This window comes from Undibacterium sp. Ji50W (assembly GCF_049340445.1).
Classification (GTDB): domain Bacteria; phylum Pseudomonadota; class Gammaproteobacteria; order Burkholderiales; family Burkholderiaceae_D; genus Undibacterium.
In genome coordinates this window covers 773,677-794,471 of sequence record NZ_JBMPOX010000001.1, presented here as the reverse complement: position 1 = coordinate 794,471, position 20,795 = coordinate 773,677, and the positions used below count along the sequence as shown (strand labels likewise).

General features: G+C 54.2%; 16 protein-coding genes. 3 read left to right on the top strand and 13 right to left on the bottom strand.

The features are described from left to right. Positions 1-102 precede the first annotated feature (102 nt). Positions 103-855, bottom strand: coding sequence for an SDR family oxidoreductase (locus ACO0K9_RS03550; RefSeq protein ID WP_422981812.1), 753 nt, complete (start codon positions 853-855; stop codon positions 103-105). A 144-nt stretch (positions 856-999) separates the two neighbouring features. Here ACO0K9_RS03550 and ACO0K9_RS03545 point away from each other — a divergent pair, with 144 nt between their 5' ends. After that, positions 1,000-1,908 carry a LysR family transcriptional regulator gene (locus ACO0K9_RS03545; RefSeq protein ID WP_422981810.1) on the top strand — a complete coding sequence of 303 codons (909 nt, stop codon included), beginning with the start codon at positions 1,000-1,002 and terminating at the stop codon, positions 1,906-1,908. Between the two features lie 263 nt (positions 1,909-2,171). Here the strand turns inward: ACO0K9_RS03545 and ACO0K9_RS03540 are convergent, their stop codons facing one another. Both ACO0K9_RS03540 and ACO0K9_RS03535 read right to left on the bottom strand, forming a co-directional pair. Continuing rightward, a complete protein-coding gene (locus tag ACO0K9_RS03540) occupies positions 2,172-2,837 on the bottom strand; it encodes an MmcQ/YjbR family DNA-binding protein (protein ID WP_422981808.1) in 666 nt (221 codons plus the stop codon). Positions 2,838-2,964: 127 nt separating this feature from the next. Next, the gene (locus ACO0K9_RS03535; RefSeq protein WP_422981806.1) at positions 2,965-3,396 is read right to left on the bottom strand and encodes a YybH family protein; all 432 of its coding nucleotides are present in this window, start codon (positions 3,394-3,396) and stop codon (positions 2,965-2,967) included. Between the two features lie 114 nt (positions 3,397-3,510). Here ACO0K9_RS03535 and ACO0K9_RS03530 point away from each other — a divergent pair, with 114 nt between their 5' ends. After that, on the top strand, positions 3,511-4,506 hold the full coding sequence (locus tag ACO0K9_RS03530; protein WP_422981804.1) for a helix-turn-helix transcriptional regulator: 996 nt from the start codon (positions 3,511-3,513) through the stop codon (positions 4,504-4,506). A gap of 290 nt (positions 4,507-4,796) precedes the next feature. On the opposite strand, the gene ACO0K9_RS03525 is transcribed toward ACO0K9_RS03530, so the two are convergent. Next, positions 4,797-5,768 (bottom strand): PDR/VanB family oxidoreductase, encoded by a 972-nt coding sequence (locus tag ACO0K9_RS03525; RefSeq protein WP_422981802.1) that lies wholly within the window; start codon positions 5,766-5,768, stop codon positions 4,797-4,799. After that, the gene (locus ACO0K9_RS03520; RefSeq protein WP_422981800.1) at positions 5,765-6,796 is read right to left on the bottom strand and encodes a Rieske 2Fe-2S domain-containing protein; all 1,032 of its coding nucleotides are present in this window, start codon (positions 6,794-6,796) and stop codon (positions 5,765-5,767) included. Before ACO0K9_RS03520 ends, ACO0K9_RS03525 begins: the two co-directional genes overlap by 4 nt. A gap of 131 nt (positions 6,797-6,927) precedes the next feature. Between ACO0K9_RS03520 and ACO0K9_RS03515 the strand changes: the two genes are divergently transcribed. Next, positions 6,928-7,422: a MarR family winged helix-turn-helix transcriptional regulator gene (locus tag ACO0K9_RS03515; protein ID WP_422981798.1), complete on the top strand. Its 495-nt coding sequence runs from the start codon at positions 6,928-6,930 to the stop codon at positions 7,420-7,422. A gap of 227 nt (positions 7,423-7,649) precedes the next feature. Here the strand turns inward: ACO0K9_RS03515 and ACO0K9_RS03510 are convergent, their stop codons facing one another. From ACO0K9_RS03510 to ACO0K9_RS03475, 8 genes are all read right to left on the bottom strand, one after another. Beyond that, on the bottom strand, positions 7,650-8,810 hold the full coding sequence (locus tag ACO0K9_RS03510) for a hybrid sensor histidine kinase/response regulator (RefSeq protein ID WP_422982522.1): 1,161 nt from the start codon (positions 8,808-8,810) through the stop codon (positions 7,650-7,652). A gap of 1,729 nt (positions 8,811-10,539) precedes the next feature. Next, on the bottom strand, positions 10,540-11,154 hold the full coding sequence (locus ACO0K9_RS03505; protein WP_422981796.1) for a response regulator: 615 nt from the start codon (positions 11,152-11,154) through the stop codon (positions 10,540-10,542). Between the two features lie 437 nt (positions 11,155-11,591). Then, positions 11,592-13,874 carry an ATP-binding protein gene (locus ACO0K9_RS03500; RefSeq protein ID WP_422981794.1) on the bottom strand — a complete coding sequence of 761 codons (2,283 nt, stop codon included), beginning with the start codon at positions 13,872-13,874 and terminating at the stop codon, positions 11,592-11,594. 425 nt (positions 13,875-14,299) lie between these two features. After that, on the bottom strand, positions 14,300-16,531 hold the full coding sequence (locus tag ACO0K9_RS03495) for an eCIS core domain-containing protein (RefSeq protein WP_422981792.1): 2,232 nt from the start codon (positions 16,529-16,531) through the stop codon (positions 14,300-14,302). 58 nt (positions 16,532-16,589) lie between these two features. Beyond that, complete coding sequence (locus ACO0K9_RS03490; protein ID WP_422981790.1) at positions 16,590-18,218, bottom strand: hypothetical protein; 1,629 nt, start codon at positions 18,216-18,218, stop codon at positions 16,590-16,592. Continuing rightward, on the bottom strand, positions 18,215-18,430 hold the full coding sequence (locus tag ACO0K9_RS03485) for a hypothetical protein (RefSeq protein WP_422981788.1): 216 nt from the start codon (positions 18,428-18,430) through the stop codon (positions 18,215-18,217). Before ACO0K9_RS03485 ends, ACO0K9_RS03490 begins: the two co-directional genes overlap by 4 nt. Next, positions 18,427-20,070: a hypothetical protein gene (locus ACO0K9_RS03480; RefSeq protein ID WP_422981786.1), complete on the bottom strand. Its 1,644-nt coding sequence runs from the start codon at positions 20,068-20,070 to the stop codon at positions 18,427-18,429. Before ACO0K9_RS03480 ends, ACO0K9_RS03485 begins: the two co-directional genes overlap by 4 nt. Then, the gene (locus ACO0K9_RS03475) at positions 20,063-20,791 is read right to left on the bottom strand and encodes a phage tail protein (protein WP_422981784.1); all 729 of its coding nucleotides are present in this window, start codon (positions 20,789-20,791) and stop codon (positions 20,063-20,065) included. Before ACO0K9_RS03475 ends, ACO0K9_RS03480 begins: the two co-directional genes overlap by 8 nt. Positions 20,792-20,795 lie beyond the last annotated feature (4 nt).

The following is a 20,795-nucleotide window of genomic DNA, read 5'->3' as shown; positions in this document are numbered from 1 at the left end:
CCGGGAAGAGGATTAATCGCCAGCAGTGCTTTCTGATCCTGCAAATACTGGCGCAGGCAGAAAGAGGCGTCATGAGAGCGCTCCTTCAGGTGTTGTCTGCAATCAGCCGTTCAGTGTGCGGCCACCGTCAACGATGATTTCGGAGCCGACAGTCCATCGGGACTCGTCGGAAGCGAGATACAGCACCGCCTTGGCCACTTCCTCCGGCGTGCCGAAGCGACCGAACGGAATGCTTGCGGCAATGTCCTTGTTGACCTGGTCACGGTAGGCATCAGGGATACCGAGTTTGTCGTACAGTGGCGTTTCAACCGGGCCAGGACTGATGGCGTTGATGCGAATACCGCGTGCTAGCAGTTCGCTCGAAAGCGTCTTCGACATGTTCAGAAATGCAGCCTTGGTCGCGCCATATACCGACGAATGCGCCGCACCGACATGCGCGTTGATCGACGTATTGAGCACCACCGATGCGGGGTTCGCGAAGACAGGCAACAGCGCCTGGATCAGGAAGTATGGCCCCTTGACGTTGATGTCGAACGAGCGGTCGAACATTTCTTCCGTCCACGCTTCGATCGGCACCCAAACGGATACGCCGGCATTGAGAAAGGCGACATCGAGCTGGCCATAGTGCGCCTGGATGGCTTGCGCCAATTCCTTCTGAGCGGCCACGTTGGCAGAATCGGCGCGCAGCACCAGAACCTCAGTGCCAAGTTCCGCCTTGGCCTTTTCAATGGAATCCGGATTGACGCCGGTGACGATGACGCGTGCGCCTTCGGCGAGGAACTGCTTGGCTGTTTCGAGGCCAATGCCACTGGTGCCACCGGTGATGAGTGTACGTTTGCCTTGCAAGCGGGACATAAAAATTCTCCTGTAGATGATTCGTGGCCAACCAAGCTTGGCTGACCTGCCGTGAGGAGAACTATGCGCTCATGCTTGAAATTAGATAAGATAGTGTTTTTGTATATGTTTCATGCTTGTAGTGCATGAATAGGAGATTTAACTTTGGACCTGTTTCTTGTGATGACATGCTTCGCGCGTGCGGTGGAGACGGGCAGCTTTTCCGCTGCCGGTCGCGACTTGGGCTTGGGGCAGCCGAACGTCAGTCGCTATGTGGCGGCGCTGGAAGAACATCTACAAACTCGACTGCTGCACCGGTCAACGCGCAAGCTTGTCCTCACGCCAGAGGGAGAACGCTACTATGCGGAAGTCCGGCGCATCCTTGACGCCGTGGACGAGTCAGAATCGTCCTTCAGGGAAAACGTCGATCCGTCCGGATTGCTGCGCGTCGCCTGCCCGACCGCTCTGGCCCATGCATTTGTGTTGCCGCATGTCCCCGCTTTCCTGGAACGCTATCCAGGATTGGCGCTGGATCTACAGATCAATGATCGCTATGTGAGTCTGTTAGATGAGGGAGCTGAACTGGCGATTCGGATTGGGCATTTGGAAGACAGTGCACTGCGCGCGCGGCGCATCGGTTTGTTCGAGCGCGTTTTCGTAGCCAGTAAGGGCTATCTCGCTAAACGCGGCGTTCCCGTCACACCGGATGATTTACGCGGGCACGATTGTGTGATCTACACCCTGCTGTCGACAGGTACCACATGGCGCTTCCGGGATACCCAAGTTCCGGTATCCGGCAGGCTCAGTGTCAACTCACCTGAGGCCGTACGTGAATCGGTCAATGCGGGACTAGGGATCGGACATGGACCGGAATGGCTTTTCGAGGAAGGGCTCAAGAACGGTAATTTGCAGTTGCTGCTGACGGAACACACTGCCCCTCCGGTCCCGGTTCAAATCATCTATGTTGCAAACAGGCTGCTGCCGACGCGGGCTGTGGTATTCATGGATTTCATTGCCGAAGTGTTTTCCCAGATTCCAGCTCTTAACGCCGTTCAACTGCAAGTAGGGCAATAATCCTATCGACAGGAAGTGGTTATCCGCCAACCCCTCGGCGACGGGAACGTTTCGCTGAACCAAAGAACGCGTGGCTGGCGCAAATTGTTCTAGCGAATCGGCCCTGGCAGCTTTCAGGAGCGCCGTCGCCGTGGATCAAGCCTTCGCGCTCTTGACCGCCGCGCGGTTGGCGCGCTCAGCCCACTGCTGCAGTTGCTCATGATCTTCAGTCACGTGGGCGGGTACTTCCCAGTAAGATTTCAGCGCATGTTCGTCGCCTTCACTCACGTAGCCCAGGCATGGGAACCTGCGGCCTCGTAATTCTTGCGCGAGTCGTCATCAACCTTGAAGTAGAGGCCACCATGCCAAACCATGGCAAAGACATGACCGTGCCGATAGAGTCCGACGGCACCGAACAACGGCCGCGTAGTGATCTTCGCCCAGGAGGAAAGCTGATCTACGTAATGATCTGCAAGTTCTTGGGCCTTTCGGGATTGCTGGGTCATTGCCTGGGTCCTTTTTTTGAGGTGGTTTGTCCGGTCCTTGGCCTGGATCGGCCTATCATGCACAGGCATGCTTTCGACGACCAACTGATAGGATGTATTGACCAGTTCAGTGATCAACTGCGGGGTGATGCCACGGCCCGCGCCGACGGATATCCAGTGCCCCTTGTCCAGGTAACGTCCAAAAGTCACCGTTTGGAAGTGATCACGCAGCGCACTCGCATGGTCAGGATCGGCTTTTAGTGTGATGATCCTCTCGTCGGGATCATCGGTGACGATCATGAAAAGTTTGTCGCCGACCTTGTACACGTCCAGCTTTTCCACGAATGGGCGGCCGTGGCTCACACCTGGCAGCGATGTCGCTACTTCTCGCGCCAGCGTCTGAAGTCGGCGCTGCGAAAGGCTCCTTGTACCTGACCTCCAGTCGCCGGAATCGCGCACGTTCATATGAATACCTGTCCCAATATGCCTGTAGGACTCGCGTGTTTTCGTCCTGGGAGCGCCTTGGCGCTGCTCCATGCGTCTTTTGCCACGAGCTTGCCTTGCAAGGAGCGCGGAGAGCAGCGTTCCTCGATCAGGAGGCCGAGGGAATTGTCATGGACTGCGTTATCGCCCAATTCGAGTGAACGATACGCCATGCGCCCGTGATCTTCCGGTAAACCTCTGTCGAGTTCCAGGCACGTAGCAATTCTTCTGTGCCGTTGGCATCCACGACGTAGCTACGCAGGTTATAGCTCAGGACGGCCAGGTCACCCGCCTCGCTGGTGATCACATGTGGATTGAGATACTCACTGCGCACGATATGCGGGTTCTTATACAGCTTCTGGATGTGCGCGACGACGGCGTCGCGTCCCACCAGCATGCTCTCTAGAGCAGGATCGAAGTAGCTGATGTCATCATGGAAGTTGTCGAGATAACCGCGGTTGTCTCCCGCGCTCCATCGCTCATTGATGGAGCGCTCCAACTCAAACACTTCCTGCTTGACCATTTCAAGATTGATGTTCATTGCTGATTTCCTTATTGTCTCTAAAAATGTTATTTTCTCTCACTGGGTGCAATCTATAAAGGCAGAAATTTGCATTTTTACGATACTTTTCGGACAATTTTTTTGTGACGGCTCGTGATCTCGCTGCTGGAAGGAGTCAATGAAATGATGGAAATATTAAGGAACCAGGTCCAGGAAATTCGTTATCGGCCCGAAGGTTTGTACCCCTATGGCCTGGAGGTGTTTCGTGTCTCAGATCTACGTCGAAGGACGAGCCGGGAAGACATGCGCCGAACCTACGGCTATACGTTCTACATGCTTATACTCGTGACCGAGGGGCAGTGCAATCAAATGCTGGATTTCCAGCCCATCTCAGACGTGGCTGGGAGCCTGATCATGGTTCGCCCTGGGCAGGCACATAACTTTGGAGAATGCGAAGCGTGGGATGGCTGGATATTGTTGGTGCGTCCGGATTTTCTTTGGCCCAAGTCCTCGCGTGAGAACCTTCGCTCTGGATTCGATATAGAACGCTTCCCAGCCGGCGTGCGCATTGATGCCAAGGATTTAGAGCGTGCAGAATACGCCATCCAATGGCTGAGGCATGACGCGGCGCGAAATGACGAAAGCAGCTCAGAACGTGCGCGGCATGACCCTGGGAAATCCGAGGAATTTATCGAGCACATGCAGTCTCATCTGCGATATGGCTTTTATGCGCTGGTTTCCTGGATTGCCATTACCTACAGGGACAAGGGCTTGGACGATCTGCGCAAGAGACCGGCGTTGAGGCGTTTCCATCACTTCAAGGCATTGGTGGAGCAGCATTTTGTCGATTGGAGAAGCATCACTACTTACGCTAGTGAAATGGGGTGCACCGAGAGAAGCCTCACCCGTGCGGCCCTGGATGCCGAAGGTATTAGTGCCAAGGAGTATATTTTAAGACGGCTTGGCCTGGAGGCGAAGCGTCTAATGGTACATACCGATTGGCCTGTCGGCGTCATTGCCGATCATCTTGGCTTCAAAGAGGCCACTCATTTTAGTAAATTCTTCCGGCGCATCAACGGATGCACGCCTCAGCAATTTCGATCCGCGAACGGGCATGGTGGAAGCGGGCGCTGTAGCGTGCCCGAATAAGGCGACCTTATTGTTCTCGGTCTTGGGCAATGGCCCGAGTCGCAGCTTCTTGGCCGTGTTCAAAGTGAAATTCCCTTGGTGAGATCAGGGCAGCGTTGCGCATCGATGGCACGCTCGAGCCGAAGTGTTTTCAAAGGTTCCTGCACTCAATGCACTCAATAATGGTAACTAAACCTGTCAATAAATCGTGTGGTTACAGAAGCATTTGGGTATTTTTACACAAATCGCGGCCGCTCCTCCATCAGGTCATTGTCCTTACGGATGGTCTGATGGTCAACATGGCCGGCAAATTATAAATCCAGCAGCAAGGTGGCAGTTTTGGCGCGTGAACAGCAGGGAGTAAACTGATTATTGGCAGCCTGCTCCACCTCGTCCAGATACTGGTCGCGGTGGTCGGGCACGCCGTCCAGCACCCGTGTCAGGCAGGTACCGCACACACCCTGCTCGCAAGATGCAGGAATGAACACGCCGGCATCGTTCAGCACCCGCAGCACCGTGCTATCGGGCGGAATGACATATACCTTGCCGCTTGAAGCCAACCGCACTTCAAACGCCTGCTCGCCTCCAGCCGCCGCAGTTGGAACCGTGACGGCACCGAAGTATTCCAGGTGCACCTGGTCTTGCGGCCAGTCGTGCGCTTTGACCGTGGCCTTTACATGATCGATGAAACCGGCCGGGCCACACAGATAGATGTGGGTCTGACGGTCCAGTTGCGTCAGCAGCGTGGCCAGATCCAGTTTTTGCGCGGCATCGCCACTGTCATAATGAAAATGCACCTGTGCCGCGAAGCGCGATGCTGCGATGCGCTGACGGAATGCAGTGCGCTCAGGTGAGCGTGTGCAATAGTGCATCTCGAACGAAGCCCCTTGTGCTGACAAGGCTTCCGCCATGGCAAGAATTGGCGTGACGCCAATGCCACCCGCCAGCAGCAGGCTGTGTTTGGCTACAGTCAAGGGGAAAAGGTTCTTCGGTATGCTGATCTGCAAGGTGGCGCCAGCTTGAATATGCTCATGCATGGCTTGCGATCCGCCGCGTGATACAGGGTCGCGCAACACGCCGATCAGGTAGCGGTGACGTTCATGGGGCGGATTGCACAGCGAGTATTGACGCACCAGGCCAGTGCCAATATGCACGTCAATATGTGAGCCAGCCGTAAACGCGGGTAGCAGTGTACCGTCCGTGCTGACTAATTCGTAACTGCAGATACCCTCTGCTTCGATGTGTTTGCGCTCTACCCGCACTTGCAGCAAAGCGGCGCTCATATCGCCTGCTCCCGCTCCAGCCATTGATCCAGCACGCGACGTGACTGCACGCCGCCGGCATCGATATTCAACATCAGCAACTTGCGCTCGGGATGATGCAGGATATTGGCCTGCTGTCGTTCCAGCATCTCGCGGTCCTCGCCGAAGATCTTGCCCTGGCCTTCACGGATGGTGGCGGTCAGTTCCTTGTCGTCCGGCCTGAAATTGCGCGCCATGCCCCAAAAGTACCAATGTGAGGTCTCGGTTTCTGGCGTAATGAAGTCCACCACTATGCTCGACGCCTTGTGTTGCAGACCGGCGTCGTAGCCGCCCTTGCCTGCATGTGCGACGCCGACCTCGATCATCACATGACTGGGCGGCGTGAAGCGACAGATTTGCCAGCGGTCCACCGGCACATCATCTGCCAAGCCATTGCCACGCAAGGCGGCGCGCCAGAACGGCGGTGCCATGATGTTTTCCATGAAACGGCTGGTGATGACTTCTTCGCCCTCGACGCGGGTGTGGACCGGGGCTTCGTCAATCTCCTTTTGGCCTATGCTGGACGCATGCACATAGGTTTCGTGCGTCAGGTCCATCAGGTTATCGATCATCAGCCGGTATTCACAGTTGATGTGATACAAGCCGCCGCCATAAGCCCATGCCGGATTGACTGCCCATTCCAGGTGGTGGATTTTGGCCGGATCGGCCAGTTCAGGTTCGCCGGTCCATACCCAGATGAAACCATAGCGCTCCTCCACCGGGTAACTGCGGATGCAGGGGAAACCGCGCACGCGCTGGCCCGGCATGCTGATCACCTTGCCGTCGCAACCCATCTCCAGCCCATGATAACCGCACACCAATTGGCCATCGCGCACAAAGCCCAGCGATAGCGGCGCGCCGCGGTGCGGACAAAAATCCTCTACCGCCGCCACCTTGCCCTCCGGCCCGCGATAGAAGACGATAGCCTCACCGCAGATCTTGCGTCCTAATGGTTTATCTTCGATTTCATCCGGCGTGCAAGCCACATACCAGGTGTTTTTAGGGAACATCTCAGTCTCCTTTTCTAATTTTGAATTAATATTCAGTGTACTGAATGTAGTAGAGTATAGACTGGAATTTGGCGATGTAAACGCCGCACATGAATTTTTTTACGTTGCAACGCACCAGTTGAGAAAGCGCTATGCAAAAAACAGAGAGCAAGCTGATTGACTTGTATGAACATCCGGGCCATTTGTTGCGCCGCGCACAACAAATCTCGGTGTCGATTTTTTACGACGAAATGGGGACCGAACTGACACCTGTGCAGTACGCCATGCTGCGCAACCTTGAGAATCAAGAAGGTATCGACCAGGTATCGCTGTCTGCCATCAGTGGCATCGATACCTCGACTGGTGCCACCGTATGTGCACGGCTGGAGGAAAAGGGGCTGCTGGAACGGCGGGTCATCCCCACCAATCGCCGCCAGCGTGCACTGACCATTACCCGCGCTGGAGAACAACTGTTGAGCGACCTGATTCCCGGCGCGCAACGGCTGCGGCGTCGCTTACTGGCACCGCTCACAGATGTTGAGCAGCAACAATTCATGAAGTTGCTGAGCAAACTTGTGCGGGAAAACAACGAGCAAAGCCGTGCCCCGCTCGCCGATAGCGCGCCGGTCGCACGCGAGCTAAGCTGATATAAAAAACGGAATATCCCGTTCATCATCTCTCTATGTCAGTGTCCGCAATTCAACCATGAATACTTGTGACTGTTGGCGCGCTGCCGAATCGCGATATCAAATTATCAAATGGATCATCTACATCACATCTTCCGTAGGACTGACAAAAAAGGCATCCCGCGCGACGCTGAGAAGTAAACTGCTGGCGCATAGGTACATTGGAAACCCAAAATCCTGCTGGCTTTTCATCTTGCGCAGTCAGCCGTCTCCAACAGTTCCGTCATCCGACGGAACAGCAGCAGCGGTGCCACCGGCTTATGCAGCAGCGGAATGCCAGACGCACTGGCCTCGCGCAGGCGTTCCGGCGCAGTGTCGCCAGTGATAAGCAGCGCCGGTATATCGACGCCGCACATCGTGCGTAGTGTGCTGACGGCCTGAGCGCCGTTGCCCTGCTCTCGCAAACGGTAATCGCTGATGATCAAATCTGGCACCCGCGCGCAGGCCGACGCTATCGCCTGGTCGATCGACATCGCCGCCGTGCAGTCGCAACCCCAGCTCTGCAGTAAGCGCTGCATGCCGGCGCAGACCATTTCTTCGTCGTCGATCACCAGCACGCGCACGTCTTTCATAGTCGAAAAATCCGGCACGCTGTCGGCTGCCAGTTGCGGCAGTAGCGCGCTGTCTGACACCGGCAATGCCAGCCTGAAGACGCTGCCGCGCCCAGGCCGCGACGCCAGTGATAACTCGCAACCTAGCTTGCGTGCCAGACTGTCGGCAATCGCTAATCCCAGGCCCAGACCCTTGCGGCGGTCGCGTTCCGGATTGCTCAGTTGATTGAATTCCAGGAAAATCTCCTGATGCTGCGACGCATGGATGCCGATGCCGGTATCCCATATTTCCAGCAGCAGATGGCCGCCACGCCGGCGGCAGCCGATCAGCACGCCGCCTTGCTCAGTGTAGCGGATGGCGTTCGATACCAGGTTGCGCACGACGAGCTCGACCAGCGCTGGATCTGAATCGACGATGGTCGATGTTTCGCGCGAACGGTACACGATCCCTTTTGAGTCGGCCTGCCCGGCCAGATCGTTTTCGATTTTATTGAGCAGCACCTGCAAAGTAAAAGGCCGTAGATGGGACTCAATTACGCCAGCCTCGATGCGCGAAAAATCCAGTAGCGTGTCGAGCATTTCAGACGATGCCTGCGCCGCAGAACACACGCATGCCAACACCTCGCGCTGTAGTATCGACAGCTCACTGCGCGCCAGCACTTCCAAAAACAAGCCCTGCGCATGTATGGGCTGGCGCAGGTCGTGGCTGGCCGCTGCCAGGAAGCGCGACTTGGCCAGCGTGGTTTCTTCAGCCTGCTTGCGGGCGTTGAGCTCCAGTTCCACCTGGTGTTCCAGCATACTGGCCTGGGCTCGCGCTGCCTCCGCTTGCAGATCAAGATTTAAATGATGCGCGGCATTACCGATTGCACGCACTTCGTCTGGCCGGTAGGAAGCATCGTCCGGCTTGGTTGCCATCAGAATGAAACCGGTGAGTTCATTCCGGTGCAGCATCGGTCGCACCAGTACCTGCGCTCCGCCGAACGCGGCCAGCCGGGCGGGGCAGAGGCCCCCAAGCAAACGTTCCAGATCCGCGTTTGTCGGCACGAAATGTGACTCGGCACCCTCCCCGCTGTTGGTAGCCAGCATGCAGCCGATTGGACTACACAGGTAAATGGCACATGCGCTGGCACCGGAGTAGCAAACCAGCGCTGCAAGATAGTGCGCCAGCAGCGCGTCATGGCCATGCACGTACTGGGCCGCATTCAGCGCGTCTTGCAGTGTGCGCTCGCGTAAATCCCAGTCGCGCCGGAACAGCAGGCGCGCGAAGTGTTCACCAAGCTGGTGCAGATGGCGGTAGCCAACCAGCAGTAGCGCCCCAATGGTGCCGTCCAGCAGCAGCCGCCGCCAAAGCTGTCCGCCCTGAAGCAGCGGTGCAATCAAGACCTCGGCCGTGGCGATGCCCAGCAATCCCGCCAGCAGCACGACCACCCACACGGTCAGGCGATTTACGGCCAGGCCGAAGTCAAACACACGGTGGCGCAACATGGCGTACGCCAAACCGCAATAGCAGCAAAAGAGGATGGCGTTCTGCATCAGCGAAAACTTGACATCGAAATTGGCTGATCCCAGTGCCACGATCAAGGTGCTGGTGGAAGCGGTAACGCAAATCACGCCCATGCAAGAGGCGATCCACGCCAGCTTTTGCCGCATGACGCCCTTGCTGGCACGCCAGGAAAACCAGAGCGCTGTGAACGAAATCAGCGCCTGGAGAATGACCGGAATACCGCGCAAGGCATCGAGCGTACACCAGCGGCGCACGGCCCACGGCAGCGCATAGAAATCGTCTGCCATTTGCATTGCGCAGATAGTCCCGGCCAACAGCAGTTGCCCGCGAAACAGCTTGCGCACCCCGGGCAATCTGATATGGGGCAACTCTTCGGGGAAGATCAGAGTAAAATAAACAAACGCCGTGAAGGCCACAAACATATTACTCGGCAGGATAAGCGTCACCAGCAGGTCCGGCCAGGTCCCGCCGGGTAGTTGCCAGGCAAACGCCAGCGGGCTGAAGATGGTCATCATCATCGCCATGGCGCGCATGGCACCGCTGTCGGCGCGGCGCCAACCAACCAGCAAGGCCACCAGCAAGGTGAAGTAAACGCCAGCCCACGCCGCCACATAGTTCAAGGTTTGTACCAGTGACAAGCGCAGCTCAGGGTCAGCTACCGGCCTTACCGTCAGATGTACAGGACCGGCAACGCCGCGCACCGTGAGACCGACCAGCTCGTCGGTGCCAAGCTGGCGCAGCACATCGCGAAAATTATCAAACACGACCTTGTCGCCCAGCTTGAGGCCAGCCTGCGCCAGCGGCGAACTGGCATCAAGGCGAGTAATTGGCTGGTAGTAATTGCTGTCGGCTACGCCAAAACTTGCGGCCAGCGTGCCTGCGGTTGGCGTGATCACGCGTTCCCAGTAGGTGTTGGCCCAGATGTCGAGTGCGAGGTAGACCAGCGTGATCGACACCAGACATATTTTCCACGACACTGCAGGAAGCTGCGGGCTGGACGACTGCAACGCGGCTGGCAAAGCGCTACCCCACCATACCCAACCGGCGTGCCGCGACGATCGCCTCGGACCGGTTGGATACCTGCAGGGAAGCCAGTACCGCCTGCACATGCACACGGACCGTATTTTCCGACAGCAGTAGTTGCCTGGCGATCACCTTGTTGGGCATGCCCTGGCAGAGCAAATCCAGCACTTCCGTCTGACGTGGTGTCAGACGCGGCGCGGCGATCTGCGTAATCCTGGGCGTTTCAGGCGATACCGCCTCGCCGTTCAGCACTTGGCCTATCAGCGCCAGCATGTGTTCGCTGGTATCACCCTTGGACAAGAACGCGGTCGCCCCGCATGCCAGGGCCAGCTTCACCGTTTTTTGCATCGCATCGGAAGACAGCATGACGATGGGTGTATGCGGCCAACGACGCTTGAGCAGGCTGATGCCATCTATCCCGTTCAGTCCCTGCAACAGGATGTCGAGCAATACCAGGCATGGTGCCGTCTGGTCGGGTTCGCTGCGTGCCTTGCGCAACGTCTCCTCCAACGAGGCCGCCTCCAGTATCGGTATGCGCAGATTCTGCCGCAGCAGCATGGAGAGACCAGAGCGAAACAGCGCATGGTCGTCAATGATGAGAATGTGGGCAAGCAATTAGTCAGGTACTTATTAGATAAGCATGGATGTTTTGGGGGATTTTGTCAGATCTGGTCTGACAAGGCTAGCGACAAAGTCCGGGTGAACAATTAACATTTCGTCCGCATTTTAACCGCCTTATAGATAATTTTACGCTTCCTTTCTTTTAAAATCTTTTAGCTCGTTCTGATTACTTATTTCGATCAGCTGTTTCAATCAGCTGCTTCAATCAGTTATGCCGGTCATGTGCCCATCTTTTTCTTGGATCTGTTATCTGAATGTGCGTGGTTTTGACGACATGCTAACATCTGCGGCTGGCGGCATGGTTCATCACCGCCGCCATACCTGATCGTACGGGGATATCGGGCGAAGGCAACAAGCACGGCTTAAGCGCTAGCTTACCTTACTATGCAGCAACTATAAAGTTGTTTTGATGTCCGGCTAAACTTTCCGCATTATGAAGCGGGCGTGGACATAGGGTTTGATCTTCCCAGTTTTTGGAATTCGCGCTCGGCGGCACAGCGTATATGGTGGCGGGTGACGTTTGTTCCATCCTGTGCCGCGAGAAAGGCTGCAGCCAATGCTACGTTCTTGATGTTGCCTCCACTAAGCTTCAATTCTTGCGCCAGCTCATCCATATTCACGTCATCAGCCAGGCACATGCCAGACGGCCAGACACCGTTCCAGATCCTGCGTCGTTGCACCTCATCGGGGAATGGGAAGTGCACGATAAAGGCAAGCCGCCGTACAAAGGCATCATCCAGATTCTGGCGCAAATTGCTGGCGAGAATAGCGATGCCCTGGTACTGCTCCATTTTTTGCAGTAAATAGCTGATCTCCAGATTGGCATAGCGATCATGCGAATCTTTTACCTCGGTGCGCTTGCCGAACAAGGCGTCGGCCTCGTCGAAAAACAGCACGGCATTAGCCTGGGCGGCGGCGGTGAACAGTCGGTCCAGATTTTTCTCTGTTTCACCGATGTATTTACTCACCACTGCAGCCAGATCGATACGGTACAAATCCAGCCCCAGTGCATGTGCCAGCACTTCGGCGGCCATGGTTTTTCCGGTACCGGATGGGCCGGCAAACAAGACCGTTGTTCCGGTGCCGTAGCCCAGCTTGCTGGCAAAGCCCCATTCTCCCAGAACCTGGTCCTGATGAAGAAAACGTGACGTGATTTCATGCAATTGCGCCAGCGTGTCAGCGGGCAGGATCAGATCGGCCCAACTGTGACGGGGCTCGATCAACTGTGCCAGCCCTGCAAAGACATGCCGCGTTTGCTGGCGCGCGGCGGCGAACAGCAAGCCGTCCAGGTCTTGTGCTGCGGTAGTCGCCATGGGCTTGAGGCGCAGTTGACTGGCCACCGCACGCACCGCGTCCCTGGTCTGGCTGCTATTGAGCTGGAAGCGCGCGGCCAGCGTGGCAGCCGCATCAACGGACAAACTGTGACGGCCAAGTTCTGCGTGCCAGGCATGCTGCCTGCTGGCACGCGTTGGGGCCGGCACTGACAAACTCAACATGCCAGTATCAGTACCACCACCAAAATTACGCGTCTCTGTGCCAGTGAGCAGGCAAACGGTTACGGGGTAGCTCAGGTGATCAAGCAGCGCGTACAGTTCCACAGCGCTGTCGGCAGCGTACAGCACATCGACGTTATCAAAGCAGACAATGGCACCATGCAGCCAGGCATGGCGCAAGGCGGCACCAAGCGTAGCGGAAAATATCCGTTCATGCGGTGCCTGGGCTTGCGCCAGCTGCTTCAGTTGTGCCAGGTCCAGGTGTAGCACGGCTTGCTGTAACGCTACACCCAAGGTATCCGCCACTGCCTGCAGAGCGAGCGCATCAGGGCCATGGAAATGGCAGCGCAACGGCGCTTCGCCAGCCACGGCCTGGCGGGCAGCCTGCGACAGGGCTGCCATCGGCAAGCCCCAGTGCTGCTGGGCCAAACCTGCGTCAGCAGCCGGCGCGGTGGCATGCACACGGGCGCAAGCGCTGAGACGCGCATCGATGCCGGTTTCGCCGAGCAAGGCTGCCACTACCTGTGTGTCTGGCTTTATTATATGGATAGCGAACGGCACCGCAGCCTGGCCCGATTCCGGCAGCAACTGTAGCAGCCCATAGCGCAGCAGTGGCGCGGACGGCAAGAAGCGCGCACGCATACGCAGCTTTTCCCCGGCACTGCCGCACAGCAGATTAAGCGCAAGGTCGACACTGGGCCGCTTGCGGCTGACATCGTCCTGTAAAAAAGCGTACAGCCTTTCGTAGCGCAGGTCGAGTTCTGGCGCAACGGCCAGCAGCACGGCGGCGATGTCGAATGGCGTCAACCCGATGGCGGTGGCAAGACGCCCAAATGCCCCCGGTAGCGGCGCGGCGGGAAATGCGACAGCACCCAGGCCGGCAAACAAAGCCTGCCCCGCAGGCTGTGCCAGCAGCCGTTCGACTTCGTTAGGGGTAATGTAGAGGCCGCGGTAGGAATCGCGGATAGACGCATCACCGACCAGCCCGCGCGTGACACCAAGCGCCAGGCGCAAGCGCTGGTCCAGCCAGTTTAGCCAAGGCGCCAGCGGGTGATCGTCGTCAGTAATACCAGCGTGCGGTACCACCGTCGCGTGCACGTGCGATGTGGACGAAGTGCTCGACTGCCGCGGTGGAGAACCAGCCTTGGGCATGAATGGCATGCGCGTAGGTTCAGCAAGAGCGGCTTGAGGTGTTTGCGCTGTCAGGATGGCCGATTTCATAGCGAATAGCTCCAAATTATTAAGACTTGCGGGAGCCCAGAATTACCGATAATTCTGGCTACCTGCTGAAGTTCGCTTTCAGAAAATCGTTCACGACTTTTCAGAAAATTACTCACTGCTGACCTAACTGGCCATAATAATATATCTCATACTTATCTCCTATTGCTCTGTACGTCATCAAGTATTTTTCGCCTGCTAACTTCATTTTGAAACTGCGTTTGTTCTAATAAAATCTGCCATTGTCTTTTTATTATTCAGATATCTAAATCTCTCCACGTCATCCGAAGGGGAGAAGATGAAGAGGCGCTGTCAATGCTAACAAGATATAGCTTATCGTTTTGCACATTCAGCTCACACTCCACGTAATCTCTCTTATAAATGGAAATACTGTGGCCGCTGGTTCTGACGGCGATCCACGGCCTCGGTTATCGGAGTTCTTTCAACACAATCGGAGGTCCATTCTCATAGGGTATCTTGTAGATGCCAATGCTCTCTGGCTTGAAATGTTTGCGTGAGGCCCCGGTGTTGTACTGTGTTGCTTTGTCCGCATAAGGGTGAAGATGCACGCAAAAATCTCTGACCGATCCATTAGTGAGAGTGACCTTACATTTCATTTCGCTCGTAACCATATTTGGATTACGGCTCTTAAGCTCCACCCATTTGTCGTCTTTGGTTATCGTGGCAATTTTCTCAGTGACGACGTCACCGACAGCGGTCAGCCATTCAGTGAACTTTGTCATTTTGTCGAAGCGATTCAAATGTTCTTCGCCAACCGCCTCTTTCAGAACCTTCAGTTCGCTGCCATCCGCCTCTGTGGTCAAGCATGTTCCGACCCTAGTCTGTTCGAATTTAAAACGGGTGCATAAGGCCAGTACCTTGATCAAGTCCTCTGTGCTTGCAGCTTTTTGGCGTACGTCATGCACTAGCTTAGCGCGAGTGCTTTTTGGGTCGGGTGCGGCATCAAGTACCCGCTTAATGTCAGCAGGATCGTAGTGTACTAGCAAGGTCGTCAGATGACCTATAGCAATGTCGTCGCTGAAGTAGTCGGCCAAATTCTTCAGCAACGGCGCAATGTTGTTGATTCGCGCAAAAGGTACATTGGCGCGGTGCAGCGCGAGAAGCAACGCAAGATCATTGTCGTTGTCGCCGAAATTGCTGATTGCCGCTATGGTCACGCCAATTTCCATGAGTGCTTTTAACGTCGCTGCCTCCGGTACCAGTCTGCGTATTTTCGTAGTAGTGATATTGCCCAAGAACAAGGGGCGCGTGCCGGGCGCCGTGACCAATGCGTCGATCAGCAAGGTCGCCAGCGGAATATCTTCGCCAACCACCTTCAACGCATTCAACGCATCAGGATGGAAGTTGACTCTAGTGAAGTAGTCTTGATAACTACCGCGCACACGTGCTTCCTCCGCCGGGCCTTCGTCCTTGTCCACGGTGGCCTTTTTTTCCTCTTCCTCTTTTGTGATTTTTTCAACTTCTTTAGCCGCAAATTCCTTCCTTTTGGCTTTCAGCTTGCCTTGCAAATCAATGGGCTTACCTTCCAATATTATCCATCGTTTACTATCTTTTTTTGTCAATGTTTTAATGGCATCATTTTCATACTTGAGATCCGCCGCGGTTCGCTCAATCTCCGCGGCTTTGCTCACCTCATCCTTTCGTTTGGCAATCAGCTTCGCAGCTGCCATCGCGCCGCGCTGATCTGCATGCTTATTGAATTTTGCAGATGCGGCTTCTTTAACTTCTGCAGGTACGGCTTCTTTAACTTCTGCAGGTACGGCTTCTTTAACTTCTGCAGGTACGGCTTCTTTAACTTCTACAGGTGCGGCTTCTTTAACTTCTACAGGTGCGGCTTCTTTAACTTCTACAGGTGCGGCTGTTATTGCTTCTGCAGGTGCGGCTGTTAGTACTTCTAACTTTTTTTCCAATGCTGCTATCGCGTCTTCGAGAGTGTAAATTTGATCTGCCTCCCGAAGAACAGAAGCATAGCGACGAATTTCTTCCTGGTATTTTTCTTCTACAGCGTGTTTATTAATAAAAGGTTCAACCGCTTTTTTAAATTTTAATTTGTTGGTTTGTGAAAATTTCATCTGCAGGGGTGCAGATGAAGAGGTACTGCCTATGTTGAAGAGAGAACGTTCATTTCCTCCCACACTTCGCTCACTCACAGCCTCAGCTTTCATACCTGACATGCGATGCCCCATGACGTCGGCCTCTGCCTCCAGGGCATCGTCTGCATTAACCTGTACCCCACTCTTCATCTGAAAAGTCGGCCGGACGCGGCCCTGTTTTTGTTGCACCACGTGCCAGAGTTCGTGCGGCAAATGTTGTTCTTGCCCGGGGGCCAGGTGGATATCCGTTCCCTGTGCGAAGGCAAGCGCGTTCACAGAAGCGGGTTTCGATGAGTTGTAATGAACCTTTACGTCACGCAAGGTATAACCAGAAAATAATTCCATGTTTGTCTTTAAATGATCCGGAAGTCCCGTGTCGTTTGCTTCAGGCCTGTTTTCTCGCTGGGATGATTCCACTTGACGCTGCACCAGCGCGCTGTTAGATACGCCTTCGTTGAATGTGCGATGATAATCCGGCAGGCCAGGCGCACGCGTTACGGCATTACCTACCTGATGTTCTGCTTGCTGTGCACTTGTCGTTTTCACGATGAAAATCTCCCGAATGAGTTGTTGTAAATCTTGGACTGATGCTGCGCATTCAAATTTATTTCCGTATTTGAGCAGGGATCGTCAGTTGCATGATACGCGCCGGCTCATAAGCAGGATCAAGCAGTAGTGCTTGCTGTACATAGTGCAACGCCTGGGTGAACTGGCACATATTGTAATGGCACATTGCGATGTTATATGACGTGGCGGCATTCTCGCCATAGAGTCTGCAGGATAGTTCAAGATATACAATGGCGTCGGGGTAGCACTCGATTTCGTACATTAAGCTGCCCAGTGCGTAGGCGAGATCGCGTTCTTCGCCCATGGGGTAATACTTGTCCCAGACTTGTTTCGCCATCGCGCTGATTTCTTGTTTGGCAGCAGTATCGAGGTTTTGCGCATGCTGCATAAAAGCGTCGTAACATCCCCAGAAGTTTGCCGCATCCCATGCACTAACACGCATATAGGCCAACAATTGTTCTAACGACAGATGTTCGGCATTACTTTGGACGAAACATTTGAGTACATAATAATCGTCGGGACCAATCTGGCTGATTGCCTCCCTAAACGCTTGCTCAGTTTCCATGAACTGGCTGGGCTCTTGATTAACAGGTACATCATCAAACATGGCGGCGCAGATGTGCAGACTATCGTGGCGATGCGGTGTAGTGAGAAACACGCCACCTTCGCCACTGACATATTGGCCAATCGCGTGGTAATTAACCATCAAGGATATACTGCCATGATGCACAATCTGCGGCGGCACCTGATATAGCAAATCGTCTTCGCGGCTGTAGCCTTTGTCGCCCGAAATGAGAAGCAAACGGTTGTTGCTGATACTGCGTAAATGACCAAGATAGCGAATGGCTTGCGCCGGCATCAAAAAATGACTGTCTGCCAGATATTGCTGATAGAAGTCCAGGATGCAGTTCAATTCTGGTTCCGGGTAATAATCACGCTGAGCCCTGGCCATGGAAAAATTGCTTTGGACGCGCACCAGCAGGCTGGGATCGTTCATATCAGGCTCGGCCACGGGGCTATGCAAGCTGATCAAACTTTCGTAGAGCTGGCCTCCGCCAACATAGAAGGCGTCCTGCTCAATGCTGTCGAAGACATAATTGGCAAGCACGATCAAGGGATTTTTAAGGTGCCCTACTCCCAGGACTTTTCCTGAGCGAAGCAACACAATCTCTTTAAATTCACTCAGATCCACCAGGGCGAAATCGAGAAAACCCTGCTCGACATAGGTCTGTAGCAAGGGATGTTCGCGCCAGAATTCCAAATTTTTTTCGGAGAAATCGCTCATGATGAACGTCACCGCAACATCGCGCAAAGCTGATTGCCGCAGCATTGAAAAAAACGACTGAAGGAAGTGATAAGAGAATCGCCCCGATCCGGCCCCCAATTCCAGTACATATACAGGTTCGTCAGGTACGTGCGGCTGACGGTCGTCGCGCAGCATATCGCGGATATAGCCGAACACCACCTTGGCATAAGCCTGGGCGATAAAAGTATTGCTGGTCACATAGTGGGGTACGATGCTTTGGCGCCATGCGTCGATGGTTTGCTCACGATAAAAATTTCGTTGCAGGCGCCAGAGCATTGAGTCCGACAGGCGCTGATTTTCTTCCAGCACAAACATGTCGGGTGCAATTGCTGGAGTATGCGCTGACGCGGCCAGGGTCATGCCGATTTCCTCTCCTCGATATCGATCACGCCTGGCTCGCTGGCATGCTTGTCTTCGCTTACCAGTTCTTTGAGCGCGGTAATCGCACCGTGTATGCGCAGCATGGCTTCTTTCAATCTTGTTTCTTCCACCCGCAAATCATCCAGGCGCTGCCGGCCTTTATCGAACTCGGCTTCTAGTGTTTCAATGCGGCTATATATTTTTTGGTTCATAAATATCCTTCAACGTCTTTTCTCTCTTTCTGAGTAATCCATGATCTTTTAATTTCATTGTTAGCTCGCCAATATACGCCGAGTTCGCCGTTGTCTTTTCCATTAGCATTCTCGACAAAGAATACGAAGTCACCGTTTTTTTGCAATTTTTGCAATAGACCCTCTTTTTTAGCAGCATCCATATTATTGGAATAGGTTCTGCCGGGAGAGTTGAAAACTAATCCAAGCACCTCCATTTCGCTGCCTATGATGGTTTTGTCCCAGTCTGCTTGATGGTTTATCCAAAGCGAGTAATCATATGCAACCAGGGCACGGCCTGGTGTTCTTGATTCTTCAGCACGCTTCCTTGGCCGCATACTTCCTAATTTAAAATCAGAGCCCAGGCTAGTAAGATCTCCTCTGATTTCTGCCCCGCTGGCTATGACAACCTTATCCCAGTCACTGTCATAATTTAATACCAGATCCGAAGCTCCCGCGACCAGGGCTCGTCCCCGGTGTCCTCTTTTTTCACGATTTGCACCAAGCTTGAAATCATTGGCATGACTGGTAATTTCACCGTGGACTTCCAACCCACCCTTGATTTCCACCCCGCTGGCTATGACAACCTTATCCCAGTCACCGTCATAATTTAATACCAGATCCGAAGCTCCCGCGACCAGGGCTCGTCCCAGGTGTCCTTTTTTTTCACGATTTGCACCAAGCTTGAAATCATTGGCATGACTGGTAATTTCACCGTGGACTTCCAACCCATCCTTGATTTCCACATCGCTGGCCACTTCCAGTTTTCCTGCTAATCTGGCTGGGCCATCAACATCAAGTCGATTCGATATTTTGCAGCGTCCCTCAACGGTAAGGTCGCCATTTCCTCCCCATGCCTTACCGACCACCACTCCTTTTATGTTCGCGATATAAAGTTCTTCTTCGCCGTATAAATGCATGCGTTTTGACATGCTATCAAAGGTCACGCAGTCTGGTGATTGTGCTAGTCCTGATTTTAGTGTTCCATTAAATCCGATATATGCATTCAACTCTCCTTGATAATACATATCAACATAGTGCTCTCCGGATTGTATGTTTAATGCCAAGCCAGTTTGGGATATAGATACATGGCGCTTGCTGTTATCTATGTCTTTGATCAAGGCGTTTTTGTTTACGGAAAATTGAGCAAGCTTGATGTATTTCGGGTCAAGTTTGACGTCTGTTTCTGCACTGACAATGCTGAAATTAACGGACTCCATTTGCCGCGTATCACCGATCCACGAAAGTTTGTTTTGATCAACAAATTCCGTGTTCTTCGTTCCCTCCTCCTGTATGCATATACAGAGCAGGTAAGGGCCGTCGTCAAGGCCTTCGGGAAGCGTCAGTTCTTTGTCAGTTTCCAGCCATAATTCACAGCCATTGATATCAATTGCAAGCCCTCGGCTCACTGTGATTTTCTTTTTGGAAAGGTCGCCCACAGTAACCGAAAAACCCTTGCGCACTCCATGGCTGTATAGCTCTTTGTTGAGCTTACGGCGGCGCATCAGATGGTATTCCTGCTCTGTTATCAAATCCTCTGCTTCAAGAAATTGTCCTGCGAAATATGCCATCCGCTGATAATCCATGGCGACTTTGTCGATTTCCGTGATATTTTTACCCACCAGTTTCTCCCTTACTTGTGATTGCAGTTGGGGCTTGACCAAGCATCATGTTGCCCGGCTCGATCTTGCCGTTATTTCTTAAGCCCACCTGGGCGGGATTGGCTATTTTTTTTTCCAGATTGGGTGTTTTCCACTTGCGTTCAATCGTCCCATGTTTTTCATGTTTTTCAATCAGGTCAGCGACCTGGAAAGTGGTAAATTTAGGGCGTAACTCATAGCAGGTATGTGCCGGCTTTTCACGTTGAATCAGGGCGTTGGCCACGCGGTTCAGTCGCTCCAGTTCGTTGAGATCGCCCTTTACGCGCAGATGGTCCAGGCTCAACATCACGACGAAGCTGTGCGGCTTAGCGGTACTCCAGATTTGTGCGATTTTCCCGGTAAAGTCTTCCAGTAACTCCAGCATCCCGGCCTTTGTTCCGCGCTGGCGATAGCGCGGAACGGTCTGGCCGACAAACTGCCGGTAGAGCGGTTGTTTGTCGGCCGGGTAGTCCGCATCGATGGTCAGGCCCATCCAGCTGGCCAGCCATGGCAAGTGGTCCAGCGGCGCCCTGTACGGGTCCAGTTGGGTGGCCAACTGGCTGATTTTCTCTTCCAATCCGTCGCCTTGTCCATCAGACAGCAGCACACGTTCGAAAGCAAGGAGAAAATCCCGCAACTGCGTATCTGCGTGGTACTGCGCCGGCAGCAATTCCAGCAATTCAGTCGTCATCTTTTCTGGCATGTGT